The 18563-nt window shown below is 73.5% G+C and carries 16 protein-coding genes; 6 read left to right on the top strand and 10 right to left on the bottom strand.

The window, feature by feature from the left end:
- Positions 1-62: 62 nt before the first annotated feature.
- From ACZ6JE_RS14295 to ACZ6JE_RS14280, 4 genes are all read right to left on the bottom strand, one after another.
- The gene (locus tag ACZ6JE_RS14295) at positions 63-1340 is read right to left on the bottom strand and encodes an allantoate amidohydrolase (RefSeq protein ID WP_464319373.1); all 1278 of its coding nucleotides are present in this window, start codon (positions 1338-1340) and stop codon (positions 63-65) included.
- Positions 1337-2653 (bottom strand): pyridoxal-phosphate-dependent aminotransferase family protein, encoded by a 1317-nt coding sequence (locus tag ACZ6JE_RS14290; protein WP_464319372.1) that lies wholly within the window; start codon positions 2651-2653, stop codon positions 1337-1339. The genes ACZ6JE_RS14295 and ACZ6JE_RS14290 overlap by 4 nt, the downstream gene beginning before the upstream one ends.
- Positions 2654-2775: 122 nt before the next feature.
- Positions 2776-4545, bottom strand: a complete 1770-nt coding sequence (locus ACZ6JE_RS14285) for an AtzH-like domain-containing protein (RefSeq protein WP_464319371.1) — start codon at positions 4543-4545, stop codon at positions 2776-2778.
- A complete protein-coding gene (locus tag ACZ6JE_RS14280; RefSeq protein WP_464319370.1) occupies positions 4538-5677 on the bottom strand; it encodes an acetamidase/formamidase family protein in 1140 nt (379 codons plus the stop codon). Before ACZ6JE_RS14280 ends, ACZ6JE_RS14285 begins: the two co-directional genes overlap by 8 nt.
- Positions 5678-5836: 159 nt before the next feature.
- On the opposite strand from ACZ6JE_RS14280, the gene pucL reads away from it, so the two are divergent.
- On the top strand, positions 5837-6730 hold the full coding sequence (gene pucL, locus ACZ6JE_RS14275; protein WP_192061449.1) for a factor-independent urate hydroxylase: 894 nt from the start codon (positions 5837-5839) through the stop codon (positions 6728-6730).
- Between the two features lie 56 nt (positions 6731-6786).
- Entirely contained in the window at positions 6787-7263 is a 477-nt protein-coding gene (locus ACZ6JE_RS14270) for a nucleoside deaminase (RefSeq protein ID WP_320478248.1), read from the top strand.
- A gap of 34 nt (positions 7264-7297) precedes the next feature.
- On the opposite strand, the gene uraH is transcribed toward ACZ6JE_RS14270, so the two are convergent.
- Both uraH and ACZ6JE_RS14260 read right to left on the bottom strand, forming a co-directional pair.
- Positions 7298-7624, bottom strand: coding sequence for a hydroxyisourate hydrolase (gene uraH, locus ACZ6JE_RS14265; RefSeq protein ID WP_192061451.1), 327 nt, complete (start codon positions 7622-7624; stop codon positions 7298-7300).
- Positions 7621-8190 (bottom strand): 2-oxo-4-hydroxy-4-carboxy-5-ureidoimidazoline decarboxylase, encoded by a 570-nt coding sequence (locus ACZ6JE_RS14260; RefSeq protein ID WP_243215443.1) that lies wholly within the window; start codon positions 8188-8190, stop codon positions 7621-7623. The genes uraH and ACZ6JE_RS14260 overlap by 4 nt, the downstream gene beginning before the upstream one ends.
- 57 nt (positions 8191-8247) lie before the next feature.
- Between ACZ6JE_RS14260 and ACZ6JE_RS14255 the strand changes: the two genes are divergently transcribed.
- Positions 8248-9057 carry an FAD binding domain-containing protein gene (locus tag ACZ6JE_RS14255; protein ID WP_464319369.1) on the top strand — a complete coding sequence of 270 codons (810 nt, stop codon included), beginning with the start codon at positions 8248-8250 and terminating at the stop codon, positions 9055-9057.
- A 53-nt stretch (positions 9058-9110) separates the two neighbouring features.
- Positions 9111-11897: a molybdopterin-dependent oxidoreductase gene (locus ACZ6JE_RS14250; protein WP_464319374.1), complete on the top strand. Its 2787-nt coding sequence runs from the start codon at positions 9111-9113 to the stop codon at positions 11895-11897.
- 103 nt (positions 11898-12000) lie between these two features.
- On the opposite strand, the gene ACZ6JE_RS14245 is transcribed toward ACZ6JE_RS14250, so the two are convergent.
- On the bottom strand, positions 12001-12684 hold the full coding sequence (locus ACZ6JE_RS14245; RefSeq protein ID WP_464319368.1) for a DUF2848 domain-containing protein: 684 nt from the start codon (positions 12682-12684) through the stop codon (positions 12001-12003).
- Positions 12685-12848: 164 nt separating this feature from the next.
- On the opposite strand from ACZ6JE_RS14245, the gene ACZ6JE_RS14240 reads away from it, so the two are divergent.
- The gene (locus ACZ6JE_RS14240) at positions 12849-14294 is read left to right on the top strand and encodes an MFS transporter (RefSeq protein ID WP_464319367.1); all 1446 of its coding nucleotides are present in this window, start codon (positions 12849-12851) and stop codon (positions 14292-14294) included.
- A 65-nt stretch (positions 14295-14359) separates the two neighbouring features.
- On the opposite strand, the gene ACZ6JE_RS14235 is transcribed toward ACZ6JE_RS14240, so the two are convergent.
- A complete protein-coding gene (locus tag ACZ6JE_RS14235) occupies positions 14360-15019 on the bottom strand; it encodes a GntR family transcriptional regulator (protein WP_243215439.1) in 660 nt (219 codons plus the stop codon).
- A 38-nt stretch (positions 15020-15057) separates the two neighbouring features.
- On the opposite strand from ACZ6JE_RS14235, the gene ACZ6JE_RS14230 reads away from it, so the two are divergent.
- On the top strand, positions 15058-15876 hold the full coding sequence (locus ACZ6JE_RS14230; RefSeq protein ID WP_243215438.1) for a carbon-nitrogen hydrolase family protein: 819 nt from the start codon (positions 15058-15060) through the stop codon (positions 15874-15876).
- Positions 15877-15899: 23 nt separating this feature from the next.
- Here the strand turns inward: ACZ6JE_RS14230 and ACZ6JE_RS14225 are convergent, their stop codons facing one another.
- Positions 15900-17942, bottom strand: coding sequence for an ATP-binding cassette domain-containing protein (locus ACZ6JE_RS14225; RefSeq protein ID WP_464319366.1), 2043 nt, complete (start codon positions 17940-17942; stop codon positions 15900-15902).
- A partial coding sequence (locus ACZ6JE_RS14220; protein ID WP_464319365.1) for an efflux RND transporter periplasmic adaptor subunit occupies positions 17942-18563 on the bottom strand: 622 nt, incomplete at its 5' end. The genes ACZ6JE_RS14220 and ACZ6JE_RS14225, both read right to left, overlap by 1 nt.

The following is an 18563-nucleotide window of genomic DNA, read 5'->3' as shown; positions in this document are numbered from 1 at the left end:
CCCCGCAGGAGGCGCGGTGGCGGCGGGGTCGACCCGACCCGCGCCTCCTGCGGGGGCGTCGCTCATGCGGTCGTCTCGGCGGAGACGTGCCGGGCGGCGAGTTCGCGGACGGCCGCCTCGAACGCGTCGAGCGCCACGGCGACGTCGGCCGCGGTGACGGTCTCGTCGGGGTGGTGGCTGATGCCGCCGTTGCCGCAGCGGACGAAGAGCATGGCCCAGTCGGTCAGGGCGTCGATCGCCATGGCGTCGTGCCCGGCCTTCGAGAACAGGGTCATCGGATCGGCGTCGCCGGTCGCGACGATGCCGGTGCGCACCGCGTCGGCGAGCGCCGCCGAGGCGACGACGGCCGGTGCCGAGTGGGTCTCGTGGGCGGCGAAGACGAGCCCGCGTTCGGCGCAGGTGCGGGCTGCGGCGGCCTCGATGGCGGCCCAGACCTCGTCGCGCCGGTCGTCGTGCTCGGCCCGGAGATCGAGGCTGAACTCGACGAGCCCGGGGATCACGTTGACCCCGCCGGGGAACGCCTCGAGACGCCCGACGGTGGCGATGCAGCCGGCGTCGCGGGCGATGCGCTCGACGGCGAGCACGACCTCGCTCGCCCCGGCCAGGGCGTCGTGCCGCCGGTGGAACGGCACCCCGCCGGCGTGCCCGGCGACCCCCGTCATGGTCAGCTCGAACCGCCGCGCCCCGGCGATCGACGAGACGACGGCGAGCGCCCGATCGGCCTCTTCGAGGTACGGCCCCTGCTCGATGTGGGTCTCGAGATACCCGACGACGGAGCCCCGAGGAGGCGCGGCGTCGCCCACCGCCTCGGGGTCGAGCCCGAACGCGACGAACGCGTCGCGCAGACTCACGCCCTCCGAGTCGACGAGCTGCCACCACGCGTCGTCCCAGGTGCCGGCCACGGCGCGCGATCCGAGCAGGGCCGTGCCGAAGCGGGTGCCCTCCTCGTCGCCGAACGCGAGCACCTCGACGGCGAAGGGCAGCCGGATGCCGGCGGCGCTCAGACGCTCGACGACCGCGATCGCGAGCAGCACGCCGAGCATGCCGTCGTAGCGCCCCGCGTCGGGCACCGTGTCGAGGTGCGAGCCGAGCAGCAGGGCGGGCGCCCCGGGCTCCCGGCCCTCGTAGCGGCCCCGCTGGTTGCCGGCGGCGTCGAGCCAGGTCGTCATGCCCGCCTGCTCCATCCACCGACCGGCGAGCTCGTTGACCCGCGCGTGCTCGGGGCTGAGGTACACGCGGGTCAGACCCGTGCTGCTCGACGACACGGCGGCGAGCACGTCGCAGCGCTCGAGCACCGTGCGCGCGTCGGCGGCGATGCCGGAGGCCTCTTCGGGACTCACGCCGCGCCTCCTACGCCGTCCGCCTCAGTCGCCGCCGCCTCGGTCGCGGCCGCTGCGGTCGCCGCCGCCTCCGTCGCCGCCGCGCGGTCCGCGTCGGTGTAGACGTCGTAGGCCGCGCCCACTCCGCCGCCGGTCGCGATCGGGGCCCCGGCCCGGCGCAGCACGGCCTCGAGCGCCGAGAGCGTGGTCAGCACGGTGTCGCGACGGGCGTTGTAACCCATGGTGCCGATGCGCCACACCTTGCCGTGCAGCGGACCGAACGAGGTGCCGATCTCGATGCCGAAGTCGGTCAGCATCGCGCCGCGCACCGCGTCGCCGTCGACCCCGTCGGGGATCACCACGGCGACGACGTTGTTCATCTTGTGCGCGAGATCGCCGAACACCTCGAGACCGAGGCCCTGCACGCCGGCGAGCATGGCCGAGCCGTGCAGCGCGTGCCGGGCGATGGTCTGCTCGAGGCCCTCGTCGACCACGAGCCGGGCGCACTCGCGGGCGCCGTAGAGCATGGTCGTCGCCTCGGTGTGGTGGTTCAGCCGTTGTGGGCCCCAGTAGTCGAAGATCATCGCGAGGTCGAAGTAGTTCGAGGCGATGCGCCGGCTGCTCGTGACATCGCCGTCGCCGCGGATGCCCGCCTCGATCGACGTCCGCGACCGGATCGCCTCGACGGCACGCGGCGAGAAGGTGGCCGGCGCCGAACCCGACGGACCGCCCAGGCACTTCTGCAGCCCCGCGGTGACGGCGTCGAGGCCGAGCGCGTCGGTGTCGAAGGCGTTGCCCGTGATCGAGGCCGTGACGTCGGTGTAGAACAGCACGCCGTGCTTCGCGCAGACCTCGCCGAGGCCCTCGAGCGGCTGGGCGACGGTGGTCGACGTGTCGCCGTGCACGACGGCGAGCAGTTTCGGGCGCACCCGATCGATCGCGGCGGTGATCCGCTCGAGCGTGAACACCTCGCCCCACGGCACCTCGATGGTGTGCACCTCGGCGCCGCAGCGCTCGGCGATCTCGCAGAGGAGGTGCCCGAAGCGCCCGAACACCGGCACCAGCACGCGGTCGCCCGGCTCGATCAGCGACACCAGGGCCGCCTCGATGCCGGCGCGCGAGGTGCCGTCGACGAGCACGGTCTGCTCGTTCGCCGTGCGGAACACCTCGCGGTAGAGGGCCTGCGTCTCGTCCATGTAGGCGGTCATCGCCGGATCGTACTGACCGACGAGCTGCGCCGCCATGGCGCGCAGCACTCGCGGATCGGCGTTGATCGGGCCGGGGCCCATCAACAGTCGAGCGGGGGGATCGATCTGCTGGAAGACTCGTTTCACCCGGCCCATCTTACGCAACCCGTGTTTCAGGCGGATGAACTCGTGCTGCGCGGGAGCACGGCGCACTCAGGAGGCACGGCTCGGGACGCGCGGTGCAGGAGGCGCGGTGCAGGAGGCGCGGCTCAGCCCGGCCACGCCGCCGCGAGCCCGAGCAGCGCGAGGTCCGACCCCCGCGGCCCCACGAAGCAGAGTCCGACCGGCGCCAGGCGTCGAGATGCCTCAAAGGTGGCCTCGGACGCGGTCGACCGCCCCCTTCGCGTCACCTCGATGAGCCCGGCGTCAGGCCCCGCGACGGGCACCTCGAGTCTCGGCGCCGAGACAGCGGGCGCGCCGAGCACCCCGGCCACGCAGGTCAGCCCGAGGGTCGCCGACCGCACCGCGTCGACCTCGGCCGCCGACGCACTGAGCGACGGTGCCGCCGACGACGCGCTCGGCAGCAGCAGCACCCGGTCGGCGAGGAGGGACTCGAGGCGGCGACGCTCGTCGGCCAGGGCGACCCGCGCCTCCTCGGCACGCTGCGGCGACACCGTCGAGCCGAACGCGAAGCGCGCCGCGACGTCGGGGGCCAGGCACCCCGGGTGCGCGGTGATCCACGCTCCGTTCGACCGCCACGCCTCGTACGCCTGCAGCACGCGGAACAGCTCGAACAGCTCGGCGACGTCACCGAGCGCGATGTCTTCGGGGCGGTCGATGCCCCCTGCCGACACGGCCTCGTCGATCGACCGGGTGAAGGCCGTCCGAACCTCGGGCGAGACGGCCGCGAGCAGCGAGGGGTCGACGACGTACGACGGGTCGACGCCGCGCTGATCGACACCCGGACGATCGACGGCGGGCAGCGTCACCGCAGCCGCCCGCAGCAGGGTGTCGGCGTCGCGCGCCAGCCAGCCGACGGTGTCGAAGGTCGGGGCGAGCGGCAGCAGCCCCGTGCGGTCGACGGCTCCGTGCGTCGTGCGGAGACCCCAGAGCCCCTGGTACGAGGCGGGTACGCGCAACGAACCGCCCGTGTCGGTGCCGAGACCGATGCTCGCCTGGCCGAGGGCGACGGCTGCGGCCGGTCCGCTGGTCGATCCGCCCGAGATCGCACCGGGCACCGCGGGGTTGGGCGGGGTGCCGTACGCCGAGTTGCGGCCGGCGATGCTGTACGCGAACTCGTCGGTCTGGGCGATGCCGGTCACCGACGCCCCCGCCTCGAGCAGGAGCCGCACCGCGGACGCGTGCTCCGTCTCGGGGGCCGCCTCGTCGAGGAACGCGGGCACACCGGCGCCGATCGCATGACCGGCGACGGCGAAGAGGTCCTTCACGGCGACGGTCTCGCCGACGAGCGACCGGTCGGGCTCACCGCCCCCCTGATCTGCAGGAGGCGCGGTGCCGGTCGCCCCGTCGCCTCGCCGACCCGGCACGAGCGGCTCCCCCACCACGCGCCACACCCGTCGGTCGACGGCGGGCGCCGGCGCCTGGACCTGCGCGGACGCGATGCGCCAGGTGCCGCCGGCTGAGGCCCCTGCGTCGGCACCGGCGCCGGCACCGCGGCGCCAGAGCTGGGTGACGACCCCGCGCCCGCCACCCGCCGGCGCGTTGACCGAGACGATCAGCGCGGTGTCGTCGTCGAGCACCCGAACGTGCACCTCGACCACCCGACGCACCGGCCCCGAGCCCCGTCGACCACGGAACGCCGAGATCGCCTCGTGCCCGACGAGGAGCCCGCCGGCGTCGGCGCGCAGCACGGTCGCGGTCGGCTCGAACGCCGCCGCGAGCGCCGCCTGGTCGTCGGCGGCGAGCGCACGCTCGTACGCGTCGAAGGCGGCGAGCAGACCGTCGGGCGGCGACCCCTCGACCGAGGCGAGGGTGGTGACCGGGTCGACCCGCGCCTCCTCGGGGACGCCCTCAGCCACGGTCGACCCCGTCGAAGTCGGCGACGCGGATGCGGGCGTGCACCCCGGTGACGAGATCGACGACCTGCGAGATGTCGAAGTCGGTGGCGGCGCTGAGATAGGCGTAGGCGAGGGTCTCGTCCATGCCCCAGCGGGCGCGGAGGAGGGCGATCGCGGCGCGGACGCAGGCCCTGACGGCCTCGTCGAGGTCGGGGTCCATGCCGGTGGGCACGAGGTGCTCGTGCGTCTCGGCGAGCGGGCCGACCAGTTCGCCGAACTCCGCGACGGCGACGTCGTGCGGCACGACGTCGAAGCGGAGGGTGACCCGCAGCGACGCCTCCATCGCGGTCAGCGCCACCTCACCGTCGCCCTGCGCGAAGTGCGGGTCGCCGACGTAGGCCAGGGCCCCGTCGACCTGAACGGGCAGGTAGAGCGACGCGCCCTCGGTCAGCAGGTTGATGTCGATGTTGCCGCCGTGCGGACCGGGCGGCACCGAGTGCGGACGCTCGCCGCCCGCGACGGCGACGCCCATGATGCCGAGGAACGGCCGCAGCGGGAATCGCACCGCATGCGGGCCGCCCGGCACGACCGGCATCGTGCCGACCAGTCCGTCGGGGCCCGCGTCGACGGCCGCGAAGACGCTGACCGAGTCGTCGCCGAGCGGGTACTCGCCGGCGAGGGCGCCCCGCCCGTGCCGGTTCGACACGACGCCGTAGGGCACGCGCGGCGTCGCCGTCACGACGGTCATCTTGAGGAGGTCGCCCGGTCGCGCGCCACGGATCTCGACGGGGCCGGTGACCACGTGCGGACCGTCGACGGAGGCGTCGCGACCCGAGACGTCGGAGGCCGCGATCTCGACCGCGTCACGCAGCACCGCGTCGGCGGGCACCCCGTGCGACGCGAAGAAGGCGAGCGGGGCGCGGCCCTGGTCGTCGAGCACGCCCTCGTGGCTGACGGTGTCGATCGTGACCGTCGAGCCCGACTCGATCGAGAGCACCGGAGCGTCGGAGGCGCAGGGCAGTCGACCCCAGAGCGTCGTCTCGGGGGTGGCCGGCAGGTAGGCGTCGCCGGGCAGGTCGCCCTCGCCCGGCTGCAGGACGGGGACGACGGGGGCGGCGGCTGCGGCGGGTGCGGCGGCGTGGGGGTCGGTCATGCGGGGCCTCTCGATCTCGCGCGCCCGGGACGGTCTTCACCGGGGCCCTTCCGACCCTAGTGACCCGACCTCCCCTCCCGAGGGCGACCCTGAAACAAACAGTTCACAAACGGCCGATCGTGAAACACGCCGTTCACACGACCGTGTGAGGATCACCGCATGGCGATCATCCTCGGCGACAACCAGTACGGCAAAGCGGAGTCACGGCTCGTGCGCATCGTGCGCGACGCCCCTCGGCACGAGATCCGCGACCTCAACGTGACCACCGCGCTGCGCGGCCCGTTCGAGGCCGCCTACCTCGAGGGCGACCAGTCGGCCGTGCTGCCCACCGACACCCAGAAGAACACGGCGTTCGCGTTCGCCAAGTCGCACGGCGTCCAGTCGATCGAGGGCTTCGGGCTCGATCTCGCCCGGCACTTCGTCCGCGACGTCGGGCCCGTCGAGGGCGCCCGCATCGAGATCGAGGAGTTCGCCTGGCAGCGCGCCGTCGTCGACGGCGTCGAGCACGACCACACCTGGCTGCGCACCGGTCAGGAGGTCCGCACGGCCGCCGTCACCGTCGACGCCACCGGCGAGCACGTGATCGGCGGCTTGAAAGACCTCGTGCTGCTGAAGTCGACCGGGTCGGAGTTCGCGGGGTTCCTCAGCGACGACTTCACCACCCTGCCCGAGACCCACGATCGCGTGATGGCGACGGCGCTCGACGCGAAGTGGCGGTTCACGTCGACCGAGGTCGAGTGGGACTCCGTCTACGCCGAGGTGAAGAGACTGCTCGTCGCGCACTTCGCGACCCTCCAGTCGCTCGCTCTGCAGCAGACGCTCTGGCACATGGGCCGCGCGGTGCTCGAGGCCGTGCCCGAGATCGCCGAGGTGCGCCTCGTCGCACCCAACAGGCACCACTTCGCCTACGATCTCGACCGGTTCGGTCTCGAGAATCAGAACGAGGTGTTCTGGGCGGCCGACCGGCCCTACGGTCTGATCGAAGCGACCCTCATCCGCGACGACGCTCCCCCGGCCGGCGAGGCCTGGCGCGCCTCCGCCGGTCTGGCCTGACGCACCGGTCTCTCGTCCGCACCCCGACACCCGAACCCGACACCCCAGGAGGCGCCATGCCCGGCACCGACGACGCCCAGTGGCTCGCCCGCTCCATCGACCTCGCGGTCGCGAACGTCGCCGACGGCGGTGGCCCGTTCGGTGCGCTGATCGTCCGCGACGGCGTGGTGCTCGCCGAGGGACAGAACCGGGTCACCCGCGATCTCGACCCGACGGCGCACGCCGAGGTCGTCGCGATCCGAGCCGCCTGCTCGGCGATCGGCGACTTCTCGCTCGCCGGGGCGACGCTGTACACCTCGTGCGAGCCGTGCCCGCTCTGCCTCTCGGCGGCGCTCTGGGCTCGCGTCGACCGCGTCGTCTACGCCGCCGACCGGCACGACGCGGCGCGCGGCGGCTTCGACGACCTCGAGTTCTACGAGCTCTTCGGTCGCGACCGCGCGACGTGGGATCTCCCCGTCGACGCCGTCCGACCCGAGAACGCCCCGGCCCCCTTCGACGCCTGGCTGGCCCATGACCACCGGACGGACTACTAGGCCGGTGCCGGCGGCGGAGCGCAGGAGGGGCGGGTCAGCTGCCCCGGTACGTCGAGTACGCGAAGGGGCTGAGCAGCAGGGGCACGTGGTAGTGCGCGGCCTCGTCGGCGAGGTCGAAGTCGATCGTCACCCGCGGGTAGAACGACTGACGCTCGGAGGCCGCGAAGTAGGCGGCCGTGTCGAAGGTCAACCGGTAGGCGCCGGCCGCGAGGGCGTCGGGCCCGAGGTCGCCGACCCGCCCGTCGGCGTCGGTCACGGCCGAGGCGAGCACCGCGCCCGTCTCGTCGGCGAGCGCGACGGGCACCCCGGCCGCCGGGCGACCCAGCGCCGCATCGAGAACGTGCGTCGTGACGTGGCTCATGCGCGGAGCGTGCCGGCGTCGGCCGCGGGGTCGGTCGCGCGCGGCGACGCCGTCTCCGCCGAGCGCCCCGACTCGGCGCTGGTCTCGCCGAAGGTCTGCCGCAGTCGCAGCACCGCGATCTCGACCAGCTGGGCGCCCGCCTCGCGCTTCTCGGTCTCGTCGTCGAGCTTGAGGCGCCGTTCGAGCTCGTCGATGATCTCCTGCCTGCTGCGCCCCGCGGCCCTGATGACGAAGACGCGATCGAAGCGCGCCTCGTACGTCGCGTTGCCCTCGGCGAGCGCCTTCACCTCGGCGGGGTCGTCGGTCAGCTGCGACGCCTGCTGCTCGCGGCGGCTGAACTCCTGTGCCGAGCCCTCTCCGACCGGCGCCTCGCCGATGCGGGGGTGGTGGGCGAGGGCCTCGTCGATCTCGTCGCCCGTCAGCTCGGCCCCGGCGCGCTCGGCGACGGCCACCAGCTCGGAGACGTCTGAGTACGGGGCACCGGACGCCACCTCGTCGACCCAGCGCTGCACGGACAGCGCGGTCGTGAGGTGGTCGCGCAGCTGGCTCTCGGAGACGTCGATCATGGACGACACTGTATCCACGACTGGCTGCACGCCGACGACCACAGGCGGGAGCATCGCATGGACCTCGTGACGGTGACGGACGTCCGCACGCCCTCCTCCCGTGCGGAGCTGTCGTTCGCCCCGGGCGAGCGGCCGATGGGCGGCGGCACCTGGCTCTACTCCGAGGCGCAGCCGGGGCTCACCGGTCTCGTCGACCTCACCTCGCTCGGCTGGTCGCCTCTCGACGAGACACCCGACGGGGTGACCGTGGGCGCCACCTGCACCATCGCCGAGCTCACCCGGCTGCGGGCCCGACCCGAGTGGGCCGCGGCGCCGCTGATCCGTCAGTGCGCCGAGAGCCTGCTCGCCTCGTTCAAGATCTGGAACGTCGCGACCGTGGGCGGCAACGTCGCGCTCGGCCTGCCGGCCGGCGCCATGACGTCGCTGATGTCGACGCTCGACGCGACCGCCGTCGTCTGGACGAGCGACGGCGGCGAGCGCCGCACCCCGGTGGCCGAGTTCGTCACCGGCGTGCGCGAGTCGGCGCTGGCCCCGGGCGAGGTGCTGCGAGCCCTCGAGATCCCGACCGCGTCGCTCGAGTCGCGGACGGCCTTCCGGCGCATCGCGCTGAGCCCGCTCGGTCGCTCGGGCACCCTGGTCACCGGGCGCCTGGCCGAGGCGGGCGAGTTCGTCGTCACCGTGACGGCCGGCACGATCAGGCCCGTGCAGCTCCGCTTCGACGAGGTGCCGAGCGAGAGGGCTCTGTCGGCCGCGCTCGACGGGGTCGACGAGTGGTACGACGACCCGCACGGGGCACCCGACTGGCGGCGGGCCACGAGCACGGGCTTCGCCGAGGAGATCCGACGAGAACTGGGGGGCTCCTGGTGAGCAGAGACGACGAGGGCACCCGGGGCCGGCACGGCTCCACAGGGGTGCAGGGCATCACGAACAACGGCCGCCGGGTCGTCTTCGAGGTCGACGGCGACACGCTCGACGCCCCCGTGGCGCCCGGGCAGGTGCTGCGGACGGTGCTGCGCGACGCCGGCGTCCATTCGGTGAAGAAGGGCTGCGACGCGGGCGACTGCGGCGCCTGCTCGGTGCTGGTCGACGGCGACCCCGTGCACTCGTGCGTGTATCCGGCCCACCGGCTGGACGGCCGGGCGGTCACGACGGCGGCGGGGCTCGGCACCCCCGACGCCCCGCACCCGATGCAGCAGGCGTTCGTCGACGCGGCCGGGTTCCAGTGCGGCTTCTGCACGGCGGGCATGGTCGTGACGGCCTCCACGTTCACGGAGGCCGATCGCGACGATCTCCCGCGCCTCCTGAAGGGCAACATCTGCCGGTGCACGGGGTACCGGTCGATCCGCGACGCGATCTGCGGGGTCGGCAACACGGTCGCACCGGCGGTCGGCGACGCGGCGGGCCGCTCGGTCAAGGCGCCCGCCGGGCTGCGCGTCGTGACGGGCCGCGAGGAGTTCACCCTCGACTCCCCCGCCCCCACCGCGCTGCTGCACATCGCCGTGCTCGGCAGCCCGCACCCGCACGCGCGCATCGTCGCGATCGACACGACGGCGGCGCTCGCCCTGCCGGGGGTGCACGCCGTCCTGACGCATCACGACTCGCCGGCCACCCTGTTCTCGACCGGTCGCCACGAAGACCGGGAAGACGACCCCGACGACGGCCTTGTGCTCGACCCCGTGCTGAGGTTCCGCGGTCAGCGGGTCGCCGCGGTCGTCGCCGAGTCGCGCCGGCAGGCCGAGCTCGCCCGCGACGCGATCGTCGTCGAGTACGAGCAGCTGCCCGCGGTCTTCGACCCGGAGGAGGCGCGGCTCCCCGGGGCCCCGCTGCTGCACGGCGAGAAGACCAGCGAGGTCTCGCGCATCGCGTTCCCCGAGCGCAACACCGTCGCGGCCATGCACGGCGAGACCGGCGACGTCGAGGCGGCGCTGGCCGCGGCCGACGCGACCGTCGAGGGCACCTGGACGACGCAGCGGGTCAGCCACGGCTCGCTCGAGACGCACGCCACCCGCGGCTGGCTCGACGACGACGGGCGCCTCGTGCTCCGCACCTCGAGCCAGGTGCCGTTCCTGGTGCGCGACGAGATCGCCCACGTGTTCGGTCTGCCCGAAGACCGGGTCAGGGTCTTCACGAAGCGGGTCGGCGGCGGCTTCGGCGGCAAGCAGGAGCTGCTGACCGAAGACCTCGTCACGCTCGCCGTGCTGGCCACCGGCCACCCGGTGCAGTACGAGTTCACCCGCGACGACGAGTTCACGATCGCGCCGACCCGGCACCCGATGCGGGTGCGCGTGCGACTCGGCGCGACGGCCGACGGCACGCTCACCGCGCTGCACGTCGACCAGCTGATGGACACGGGCGCCTACGGCAACCACGGCGTCGGCGTCATGTACCACTCGGTGCACGAGTCGGTCGCGGTCTACCGCTGCGCCTCGAAGCGGGTCGACGCCGAGTCGGTGTACACGAACAACCTGCCCTCGGGCGCGTTCCGCGGGTACGGCCTCGGGCAGGTGATCTTCGCCATCGAGTCCGCGATGGACGAGCTCGCGATCAGGCTCGGCATCGACCCGTTCGAGCTGCGACGGAAGAACGTCGTCGTGCCGGGCGACGCGATGGTCGTCACCGACCCGGACGAGGAGACCGATCTGATCTGGGGCAGCTACGGCCTCGACCAGTGCCTCGATCTCGTCGAGGAGGCGCTGGCCGGCCCCGACGCGCAGCCCGCCCCCGAAGGCCCCACCTGGGCGACCGGCACCGGCATGGCCCTCGCCATGATCGCCACCATGCCGCCCCGAGGGCACTTCGCCGACACCACCGTCGAGCTGCGACCCGACGGCGGCTACGACATCGGCGTCGGCACGGCCGAGTTCGGCAACGGCACGACGACGGTGCACACCCAGCTGGTCGCGACGGCCCTCGGCACGACACCCGACCGGGTCTCCGTCCGCCAGTCGGACACCGACGTCGCCCGGTACGACTCGGGGGCCTTCGGGTCGGCCGGCGTCGTCGTGGCGGGCAAGGCCCTCTGGGCCGCGGCGCACAAGCTGCGCGCCGCCATGATCGACCGTGCGCTGACCCTCGCCGGAGGCGCGGCGGACGTCGTCGACGGCGGCACCGCCCCCGAGGTGGTGCCCGGCGGGGTCGTGGTGACCCGCGCCTCCTCGGCGGGGTCGGCTGGGTCGGCTGGGTCGGCGGGGACCCGTCTCGTGACGGTCGACGAGCTGCTGGCCGACGGTCCGCTCGTGGCCGACGGCAGTCACGACGGCACGCCCCGATCGGTGGCGTTCAACGTGCACGCGTTCAAGGTGGCCGTCGACCGCTCGACCGGCGAGGTGCGGATGCTGCGCTCGATCCAGGCGGCCGACGCCGGCACGGTGCTGAACCCCGAACAGCTGCGCGGGCAGATCGAGGGCGGCACTGCCCAGGCGATCGGCACGGCCCTCTACGAGGAGATGATGCTCGACGGCGAGGGGCGGGTGCTGACGACGGCGCTGCGCAACTACCGGCTGCCGAAGTTCTCGGACGTCCCCGAGACCGAGGTGCACTTCGCGACCACCCACGACGAGCTCGGCCCGCTCGGCGCGAAGAGCATGAGCGAGGCGCCGTACAACCCCGTCGCCCCGGCCCTCGCGAACGCGATCCGCGACGCGCTCGGGGTGCGGCCGCACGAGCTGCCCATGTCGCGCGACCGCCTCTGGCGCCTCGCCCGCTGACGGCCGGCACGGGTCCGGGGCCTGAGCCTGGGCACCGGGCGGCGTCGACGGCACGGGCAGGGCCGGCGGGCCGGGCCCGGTGCCGAGGAGGCGCGGGTCGGCCTCAGCCGATCGGCGCGGGCATCGGGACGACGCGGTACGCCGCCTCGAGGGTGTCGCCGGTGGTCGGGTCGTGCATCTCGACTGACCACGAGTCCGCGAACTGGTCGACGCCCGGCAGCATCGCCACGGTGCCCGAGATGAGAACGGTGCCGGGGGTCGCGAGGTCGCGCTCGGCGAGCACGTCGAGCCAGTAGTCGGGGGTCAGCAGGGCGCCGAGCGTGGAGTCCTGGATGAGCTCGCGCGAATCGCCCGCCCAGACGTAGCCGCGCAGCGTGATCTCGTCGAGGTGGTCGCGCACGTCGTCCAGCCGCCAGGCGCGGGTGCCGAGCACGTCGGGGCTCGCGTTCTTGCTCCACGCGACGCCGTGCACCTCGAGCGCACGGTCGGTGTGGTCGCACGCGACGGTGAGCAGCACGCCCGAGTCGGTGATGACCAGGGCCCACTCGGCCTCGCCGCTGGTGCGCCCGTGCTGCACGTCGACCTCGGTCGCCTGCGACGCCAGGTAGGGCGAGACGGGGTAGAGCGCCGGGGTGGTCGTCGGGCCGGGCACGCCGAGCTCGGCCAGCTCGGCGATGTGCGCCTGCACCTCGCCTTGCTCACGACCGGCGTAGCCGGCGTTCAGGAGGCGCGTGACCTCGACGGTCTCGGTCGAGCCGTCGGGCAGGGTGAAGCGGAGCGTGCTCATGGGGGTCTCCTCGAGGGTGGTCGCGTGTTTCGGCCTGGTAAAAAGTGCGCCGTTCCGGCCCGCGACACTGTTGCCGGGGCTTGTCGTACACCTACTGTATACACACAGTATCGCCGTGGCACCACCCCTCCGACCGATCCCCACCGAACTCGACAGGACAGCCCATGACCACCGATCCCCAGGCCCCCGGTCCGACCTCCGGGCCCGAATCCACGCCCGGAACCGCAGCCGACACCGACGCCGCAGTCGACACGGCGCCGGTCAGCCGCCGCTCGCTCGCGAAGGCGTTCACCGCCTCGCTGACCGGCACCTCCCTCGAGTGGTACGACTTCGCCGTCTACTCCGCCGCGTCGGCCGTCGTCTTCCCCGTCGTGTTCTTCCCGGCGAGCGACCCCTACACGGCGACCATCCTCGCGTTCTCGACCTACGCCGTCGGCTACGTCTCACGACCGGTCGGCGGGTTCGTGTTCGGTCGGCTCGGCGACAAGATCGGCCGGAAGCCCGTGCTCGTCACGACCCTGCTGATCATCGGCCTCGCGACGTTCCTGATCGGCCTGCTGCCGAGCTACGCGACGATCGGGCTCGCGGCGCCCATCCTGCTCGTCCTGCTGCGCTTCGCCCAGGGCGTCGGCGTGGGCGGCGAATGGGGCGGCGCTGTGCTGCTGTCGAGCGAGTTCGGGGATCCGAGGAGGCGCGGCTTCTGGTCGTCCGCCGCCCAGGTCGGTCCCCCGGCCGGCAACCTCCTCGCCAACGGCGCGCTCGCGGTGCTCACGGCCGTGCTCACCGAGGAGGCGTTCCTCGACTGGGGCTGGCGCGTCGCGTTCCTGGCGTCGGCGGTGCTCGTCGGCTTCGGCCTCTGGATCCGCCTCAAGCTGGAGGACACCCCGGTCTTCCAGGCTCTGGAGGCGCGGGGCGACGCCCCGGCCGCTCCCGTCCGCGAGGTGTTCACCACGCAGCTGCGCCCCCTGGTCGCCGCCATCCTCAGCCGCATCGGACCCGACGTCACCTACGCCCTCTTCACCGTCTTCACCTTGACCTACGGCACGGTCACCCTCGGTCTCGAGCGCAGCCAGGTGCTCGTCGCCGTGCTGATCGGCTCGGCGTTCCAGCTCGCCTGCATCCCCCTCGCCGGCGCGCTCTCCGATCGCATCAACCGTCGACTGCTCTACGCCGTCGCCGCCGTGGGTGCGGCGATCTGGGCCTACGTCTTCTTCGCCATCACCGACGGGTCGTCGACGGTCGTGCTGACCATCGGCATCGTGCTGGCCCTCGTCTTCCACTCATTCATGTACGGACCGCAGGCGGCCTTCATCGTCGAGCAGTTCTCACCGCGACTGCGCTCGACGGGCAGCTCGCTGGCGTACACGATCGCCGGCGTCTTCGGCGGCGCCATCGCACCGCTGATGTTCACCATCATCTTCGAGGAGACGGGCAGCGGGCTCGGTGTGGCGATCTACCTCACCGTGGCGGTCGCACTGACCCTCGTGGGGCTGGCGCTCGGTCGCGACTCGAACGTGCAGGAGGACGCCGACTACCTGGCCGACGCCCCGGCGACGGACGGGGTCGACGCGACCCGCGCCTCCTCGGGGACGTCGTCGTCGACCGACTGACGCTGGTCGAGCGGCCGACGCTCGTCGAGCGGCCGACGCTCGTCGACCCGGGTGACGCCGTGCCGTCAGCTGCGGAGGAGCAGGTCGAGCGTCACCCCGAGGTGACGGTCGATCGCGTCTCGCGCGGCCTCGGCGTCGCCCGACTCGAGAGCGGCCACGATCTCGTCATGCTCGGCGCACACCCGCTCCTGCCGGTCGGTCCGGCGGAAGAGGGCCTCGACGCCGACCATGACCTGCCGGGCGCGGAGCTTCTCGTAGCTGCGCGACATGAGGTCGTTACCGGCGGCGTCGACGAGCAGCTGGTGGAACTCGCGATCGTGCTCGATGAACCGCTGGCCGCTCTCGCGGGGGTCGACGTCCTTCAGCTCGTGCTGCCGCGCGAGGACGGCGCGCATCGCCGCGAGGGGCACGCGCCCGGCGGCGAGGGTCGTGGTGGCGGCGTGACGCTCGAGCACGCCCCGCAGCTCCATCAGCTCGGCGATCTCGCGGCCGCTGATCACGGGGACCCGCACGCCCCGCTTGGGGATCATCTGCACCAGCCCGTCGGAGGCGAGCAGCAGCAGCGCCTCACGGACCGGGGTGCGCGAGACGCCCACCCGCTCGGCGATGTCCTGCTCGCTGAGGAACGCCCCCTGCATGGCGGGGTCGACGAGCACCTGCGAGTAGAGGTACTCGTAGGCCCGGTCGCGACCCGAGGCCGCGGGGACGGGCGATTCCGGGCTCATCTGCATACCATACGTATACACCACCGATCGGAGAAACCATGCGCATCGCGCTCGCCCAGATCATCAGCTCGGCCGACCCCCGGGCGAACCTCGCCGAGATCACGAGGACGACGGAGGCGGCGGTCGCCCAGGGCGCCGAGCTGGTCGTGTTCCCCGAGGCCGCCATGTGCGCCTTCGGCAACGACCTCGGCGCGATCGCCGAGCCGCTCGACGGGCCGTGGGCCACGGGGGTGCGGGCGCTGGCCCGGCGCCTCGGCACCACGATCGTGGCGGGTGCCTTCACGCCGGGGTCGGGCGGGCGGGTGCGCAACACCCTGATCGTCGCCGGACCGACCGCCGACACCGACGACTCGTACGACAAGATGCACCTGTTCGACGCCTTCGGCTACGCCGAGTCGGACTCGGTCGAGGGCGGCGAGCGCGCCGTGACCGTCACGGTCGGCGAGACCCTCGTCGGCCTGGCCACCTGCTACGACATCCGCTTCCCGTCGCTGTTCGTGGCGAACGCGGCGGCGGGCGCGCAGCTGAGCGTCGTGTGCGCGTCGTGGGGTGCGGGGCCGGGCAAGGTCGAGCAGTGGGAGCTGCTCGCACGCGCCCGGGCGGTCGACACGACGACGGTGGTGGTCGCCGTGGGGCAGGGCGACCCGGCGTCGCAGGGCGTCGAGACGGCGGGGGCCGCACCGACCGGCGTCGGACACAGCATGGTGGTGTCGCCGTTCGGGGTGGTGCTGCACGAGCTGGGGGCCGAGCCCGAGCTGGTCGTCGTCGACGTCGACCTCGCCTCCGTCGATGCGGCGCGCGGGTCGCTGCCGGTGCTGGCGAACCAGCGGTTCGCGGTGGGTGCGTTGCGCGACTGAGGGGCGCCGCGCCTCCTCGGCTCTCAGAGGCGGAGCGCCTCGTGCGGCTCGATGCGGCTCGCCCGCCAGGCCGCGACGAGCCCGCCCGCTGCCCCGACGATGACGCCGCCGATCAGCGCCGCGGGGGCGAGTCTCAGGTCGAACACGGGGATCCACTGCCGCGCGACGGTCATGACGAGCACGGCTCCGAGCCCCAGGGCGAGACCGAGCAGCCCGCCGAGGGCGCCGATCACGATCGACTCGGCGAGCACGAGCCCGGCGATGTGACTCGGGCGGGCGCCGAGCGCCCGGCGCAGACCGAACTCCTTGCGGCGCTCGAGCACGGCGAGCACCATCGAGTTGCCGAGACCCGCCACGGCGGCGAGCAGAGCCACCCCGGTGAAGGCGAGCAGGGTCGACTCGACGTCCGATTCGATCTCGGCGCGGAGGGTGGTCGGGTCGATCGGCGCGTCGACCCGGAACGTCTCGGCGGCGACGGGGTCGATGGCGAGCGGCGCCTGTCGGGCGACCTGCTGAGCCGCGCCCGCACCGGTCCGGATCAGCACGGATGTCTGAGAGGGGGTCTCGACTCCTGGCAAGAAGTGCGCACCGGTCGTCACGGCTCCGACGAGGCTGGGCACGCGCGGCGAATCGTCGACGATGCCGACGACGGTAACCTCGGCATCGCCCAGAGTGATGACGGGAGCCGCGGCGAGCGGACCGAGGGGCAGCTGCGCGGCGAGACTGCGGCCGATCAGCACCTCCCGCTCGCCGAGCGTCGGGCCGTGGCGGGCGAGCCATTCGACGTCGACGCGGGCGGCCGTGAGGAGGTCCCCCTCGATGCTCACGACCGGCGCCTGCAGGGCGTCGCGCACGGTGGTCGCCCGGACGACGGCCGACCCGCGCTCGTGCAGAGCCCCGACCGACTCCACGCCGCTGAGCTCCGCGACCCGGGTGAGCCTGCCGGCCACATCGGCCGCAGCCTCGGGGCTCCCGAACGGAGCGACGACCGCGCCCCCGCCGATCGCCCCCGGAGCCTCCCCTTCAGCCGTCGGATCGACCGGGGAGTCCCACGAGACCCCGACGTCGCGGTTCGTGTGCAGATCGAAGGTGTCGCCGACCTGGGCGCCGGCCGACACCGAGAGCCCGAGACTGGCGACGGCGAGCGCCACCGCCACGGCGACGGCGGCCACGAGCCCCGCGGTCTTGCCGAGCCGCGACGTGACGGAGCGCACGGCGTCGGTCGCGAGGTCTCGGAACCGCAGGCGTGACGGGCGGCCCGGTCTCTCGGGTCGGTGACCCGCGCCTCCTTCGCCTGCCGATCGGGGAGCCGAGGAGGCGCGGGTCGGCTCCGTGACGACCGTCGCGTCGGCAGGGCCTCCCGTCCCGAGCGCGGAGGCCACGGCGACCTCGTTCGTCGCGACCGACTCGACGCGCCCGTCGCGGAGGTGCGCCACCCGGTCGGCCGCGCGGGCGACGGTCGGGTCGTGCGTGACCAGCACGACCGTGGTGCCCTCGTCGCGGAGGGCGAGAAGGGTCTCGACGACCGAAGCGCCGTTCTCGGAGTCGAGGTTGCCGGTGGGTTCGTCGGCGACGATGACGGGTGTGCCGGCGGCGAGGGCCCGAGCGATGGCCACGCGCTGCCGCTGCCCGCCGGAGAGCTTGGCGGCGAGCTGGTCGCCGAGCCCGTCGAGGCCCACCTGCTCGAGGGCTCGATCGGCGAGGATGCGGCGCCGGTCGGCAGGCACCGCGCGATACAGGAGGCCCAGTTCGACGCTGTCGCGGACCGGGCGGTGGTCGAGCAGATGGAAGCCCTGGAACACGAATCCGAAGGTCTCGGACCGCGTCTCGGCGAGCCGACGCGAGGTGGATCCGCCGATGTCGTCACCGGCGATCGTGTACGTGCCCGTGGTGGGGTGGTCGAGCAGTCCGATGGTGTTCAGCAGTGTGGACTTGCCGCCGCCGGAGGGGCCCATGATGGCGAAGAACTCCCCCGCCTCGATGTCGAGGGTGACGCCGTCGAGGGCGGTGACCTCGACGGCGCCCGAGAACGTGCGTCCCACCCCGTGGAGCTGCAGCAGCGCCATCAGTCGATCCGCACCCGGTCGCCCTCGGCGAGATCGCCGGGGTCCGTCGGCTCGACGGCGCTCTCACCGTCGAGCTGGCCGGTCTCGACGACGGGGATGCGACGGAACGTCCCGTCGTCCTGCTCGACGAGGAGGTGCGCCTCACCTGATCCGCCGCCGGCGACCGCGACCGTGGGGACGATGAGACTCCCGGTCTGCACGGTCTCGATGTCGAGGGCGACGAGGCCCTCGGCCCCGAGCAGGTCGGGCACGAGCTCGCCGTTCGCCGCGTCGAGGATCACGCGGGACTCGGCGTCGTCGTCGCCCCCGGGCACCACGGTCTCGAGCGTGATCGGAGTGGTCGCGCCGTCGGGAGCGGTGAAGGTGCCGGTGGAGCCCTCGATCAGGGTCTCGGCGATGAGCACGGGAACATCGGCGGTGACGCGCAGGCGGCCGGACTCCAGGCGGAGCTCGACCTCCGACCCGGCGGCGGTTCCGACCGCGGGCGTCTCGGCCGCGACGGCCGGGAGGGTCGGCACGACGACGAACTCGGCCGGCGAGGCGACCACTCGTCGCGTGACGGGGCGGTCGGAGGTCGGGTCGGTGTCGCTCGCGTCGGCCGCGGAGGGGGCGGAGGGGGCG

The organism is Frigoribacterium sp. AC759, from assembly GCF_979256015.1.
The sequence above is the reverse complement of the archived record's forward strand: the minus strand, read 5'-3'. Positions and strand labels throughout refer to the sequence as shown.

Excerpts from the sequence above, each read along its gene's own strand:
- ACZ6JE_RS14260 (WP_243215443.1), bottom strand. The coding sequence starts at position 8,190 with ATGATCGACGTCTCCGAGAGCCAGCTGCGCGACCACCTCACGACCGCG.
- ACZ6JE_RS14245 (WP_464319368.1), bottom strand. The coding sequence starts at position 12,684 with ATGAGCACGCTCCGCTTCACCCTGCCCGACGGCTCGACCGAGACCGTC.
- ACZ6JE_RS14230 (WP_243215438.1), top strand. The coding sequence starts at position 15,058 with ATGCGCATCGCGCTCGCCCAGATCATCAGCTCGGCCGACCCCCGGGCG.
- ACZ6JE_RS14270 (WP_320478248.1), top strand. The coding sequence starts at position 6,787 with ATGCCCGGCACCGACGACGCCCAGTGGCTCGCCCGCTCCATCGACCTC.
- ACZ6JE_RS14240 (WP_464319367.1), top strand. The coding sequence starts at position 12,849 with ATGACCACCGATCCCCAGGCCCCCGGTCCGACCTCCGGGCCCGAATCC.
- pucL (WP_192061449.1), top strand. The coding sequence starts at position 5,837 with ATGGCGATCATCCTCGGCGACAACCAGTACGGCAAAGCGGAGTCACGG.
- ACZ6JE_RS14280 (WP_464319370.1), bottom strand. The coding sequence starts at position 5,677 with ATGACCGACCCCCACGCCGCCGCACCCGCCGCAGCCGCCGCCCCCGTC.
- ACZ6JE_RS14235 (WP_243215439.1), bottom strand. The coding sequence starts at position 15,019 with ATGAGCCCGGAATCGCCCGTCCCCGCGGCCTCGGGTCGCGACCGGGCC.
- uraH (WP_192061451.1), bottom strand. The coding sequence starts at position 7,624 with ATGAGCCACGTCACGACGCACGTTCTCGATGCGGCGCTGGGTCGCCCG.
- ACZ6JE_RS14225 (WP_464319366.1), bottom strand. The coding sequence starts at position 17,942 with ATGGCGCTGCTGCAGCTCCACGGGGTGGGACGCACGTTCTCGGGCGCC.
- ACZ6JE_RS14255 (WP_464319369.1), top strand. The coding sequence starts at position 8,248 with ATGGACCTCGTGACGGTGACGGACGTCCGCACGCCCTCCTCCCGTGCG.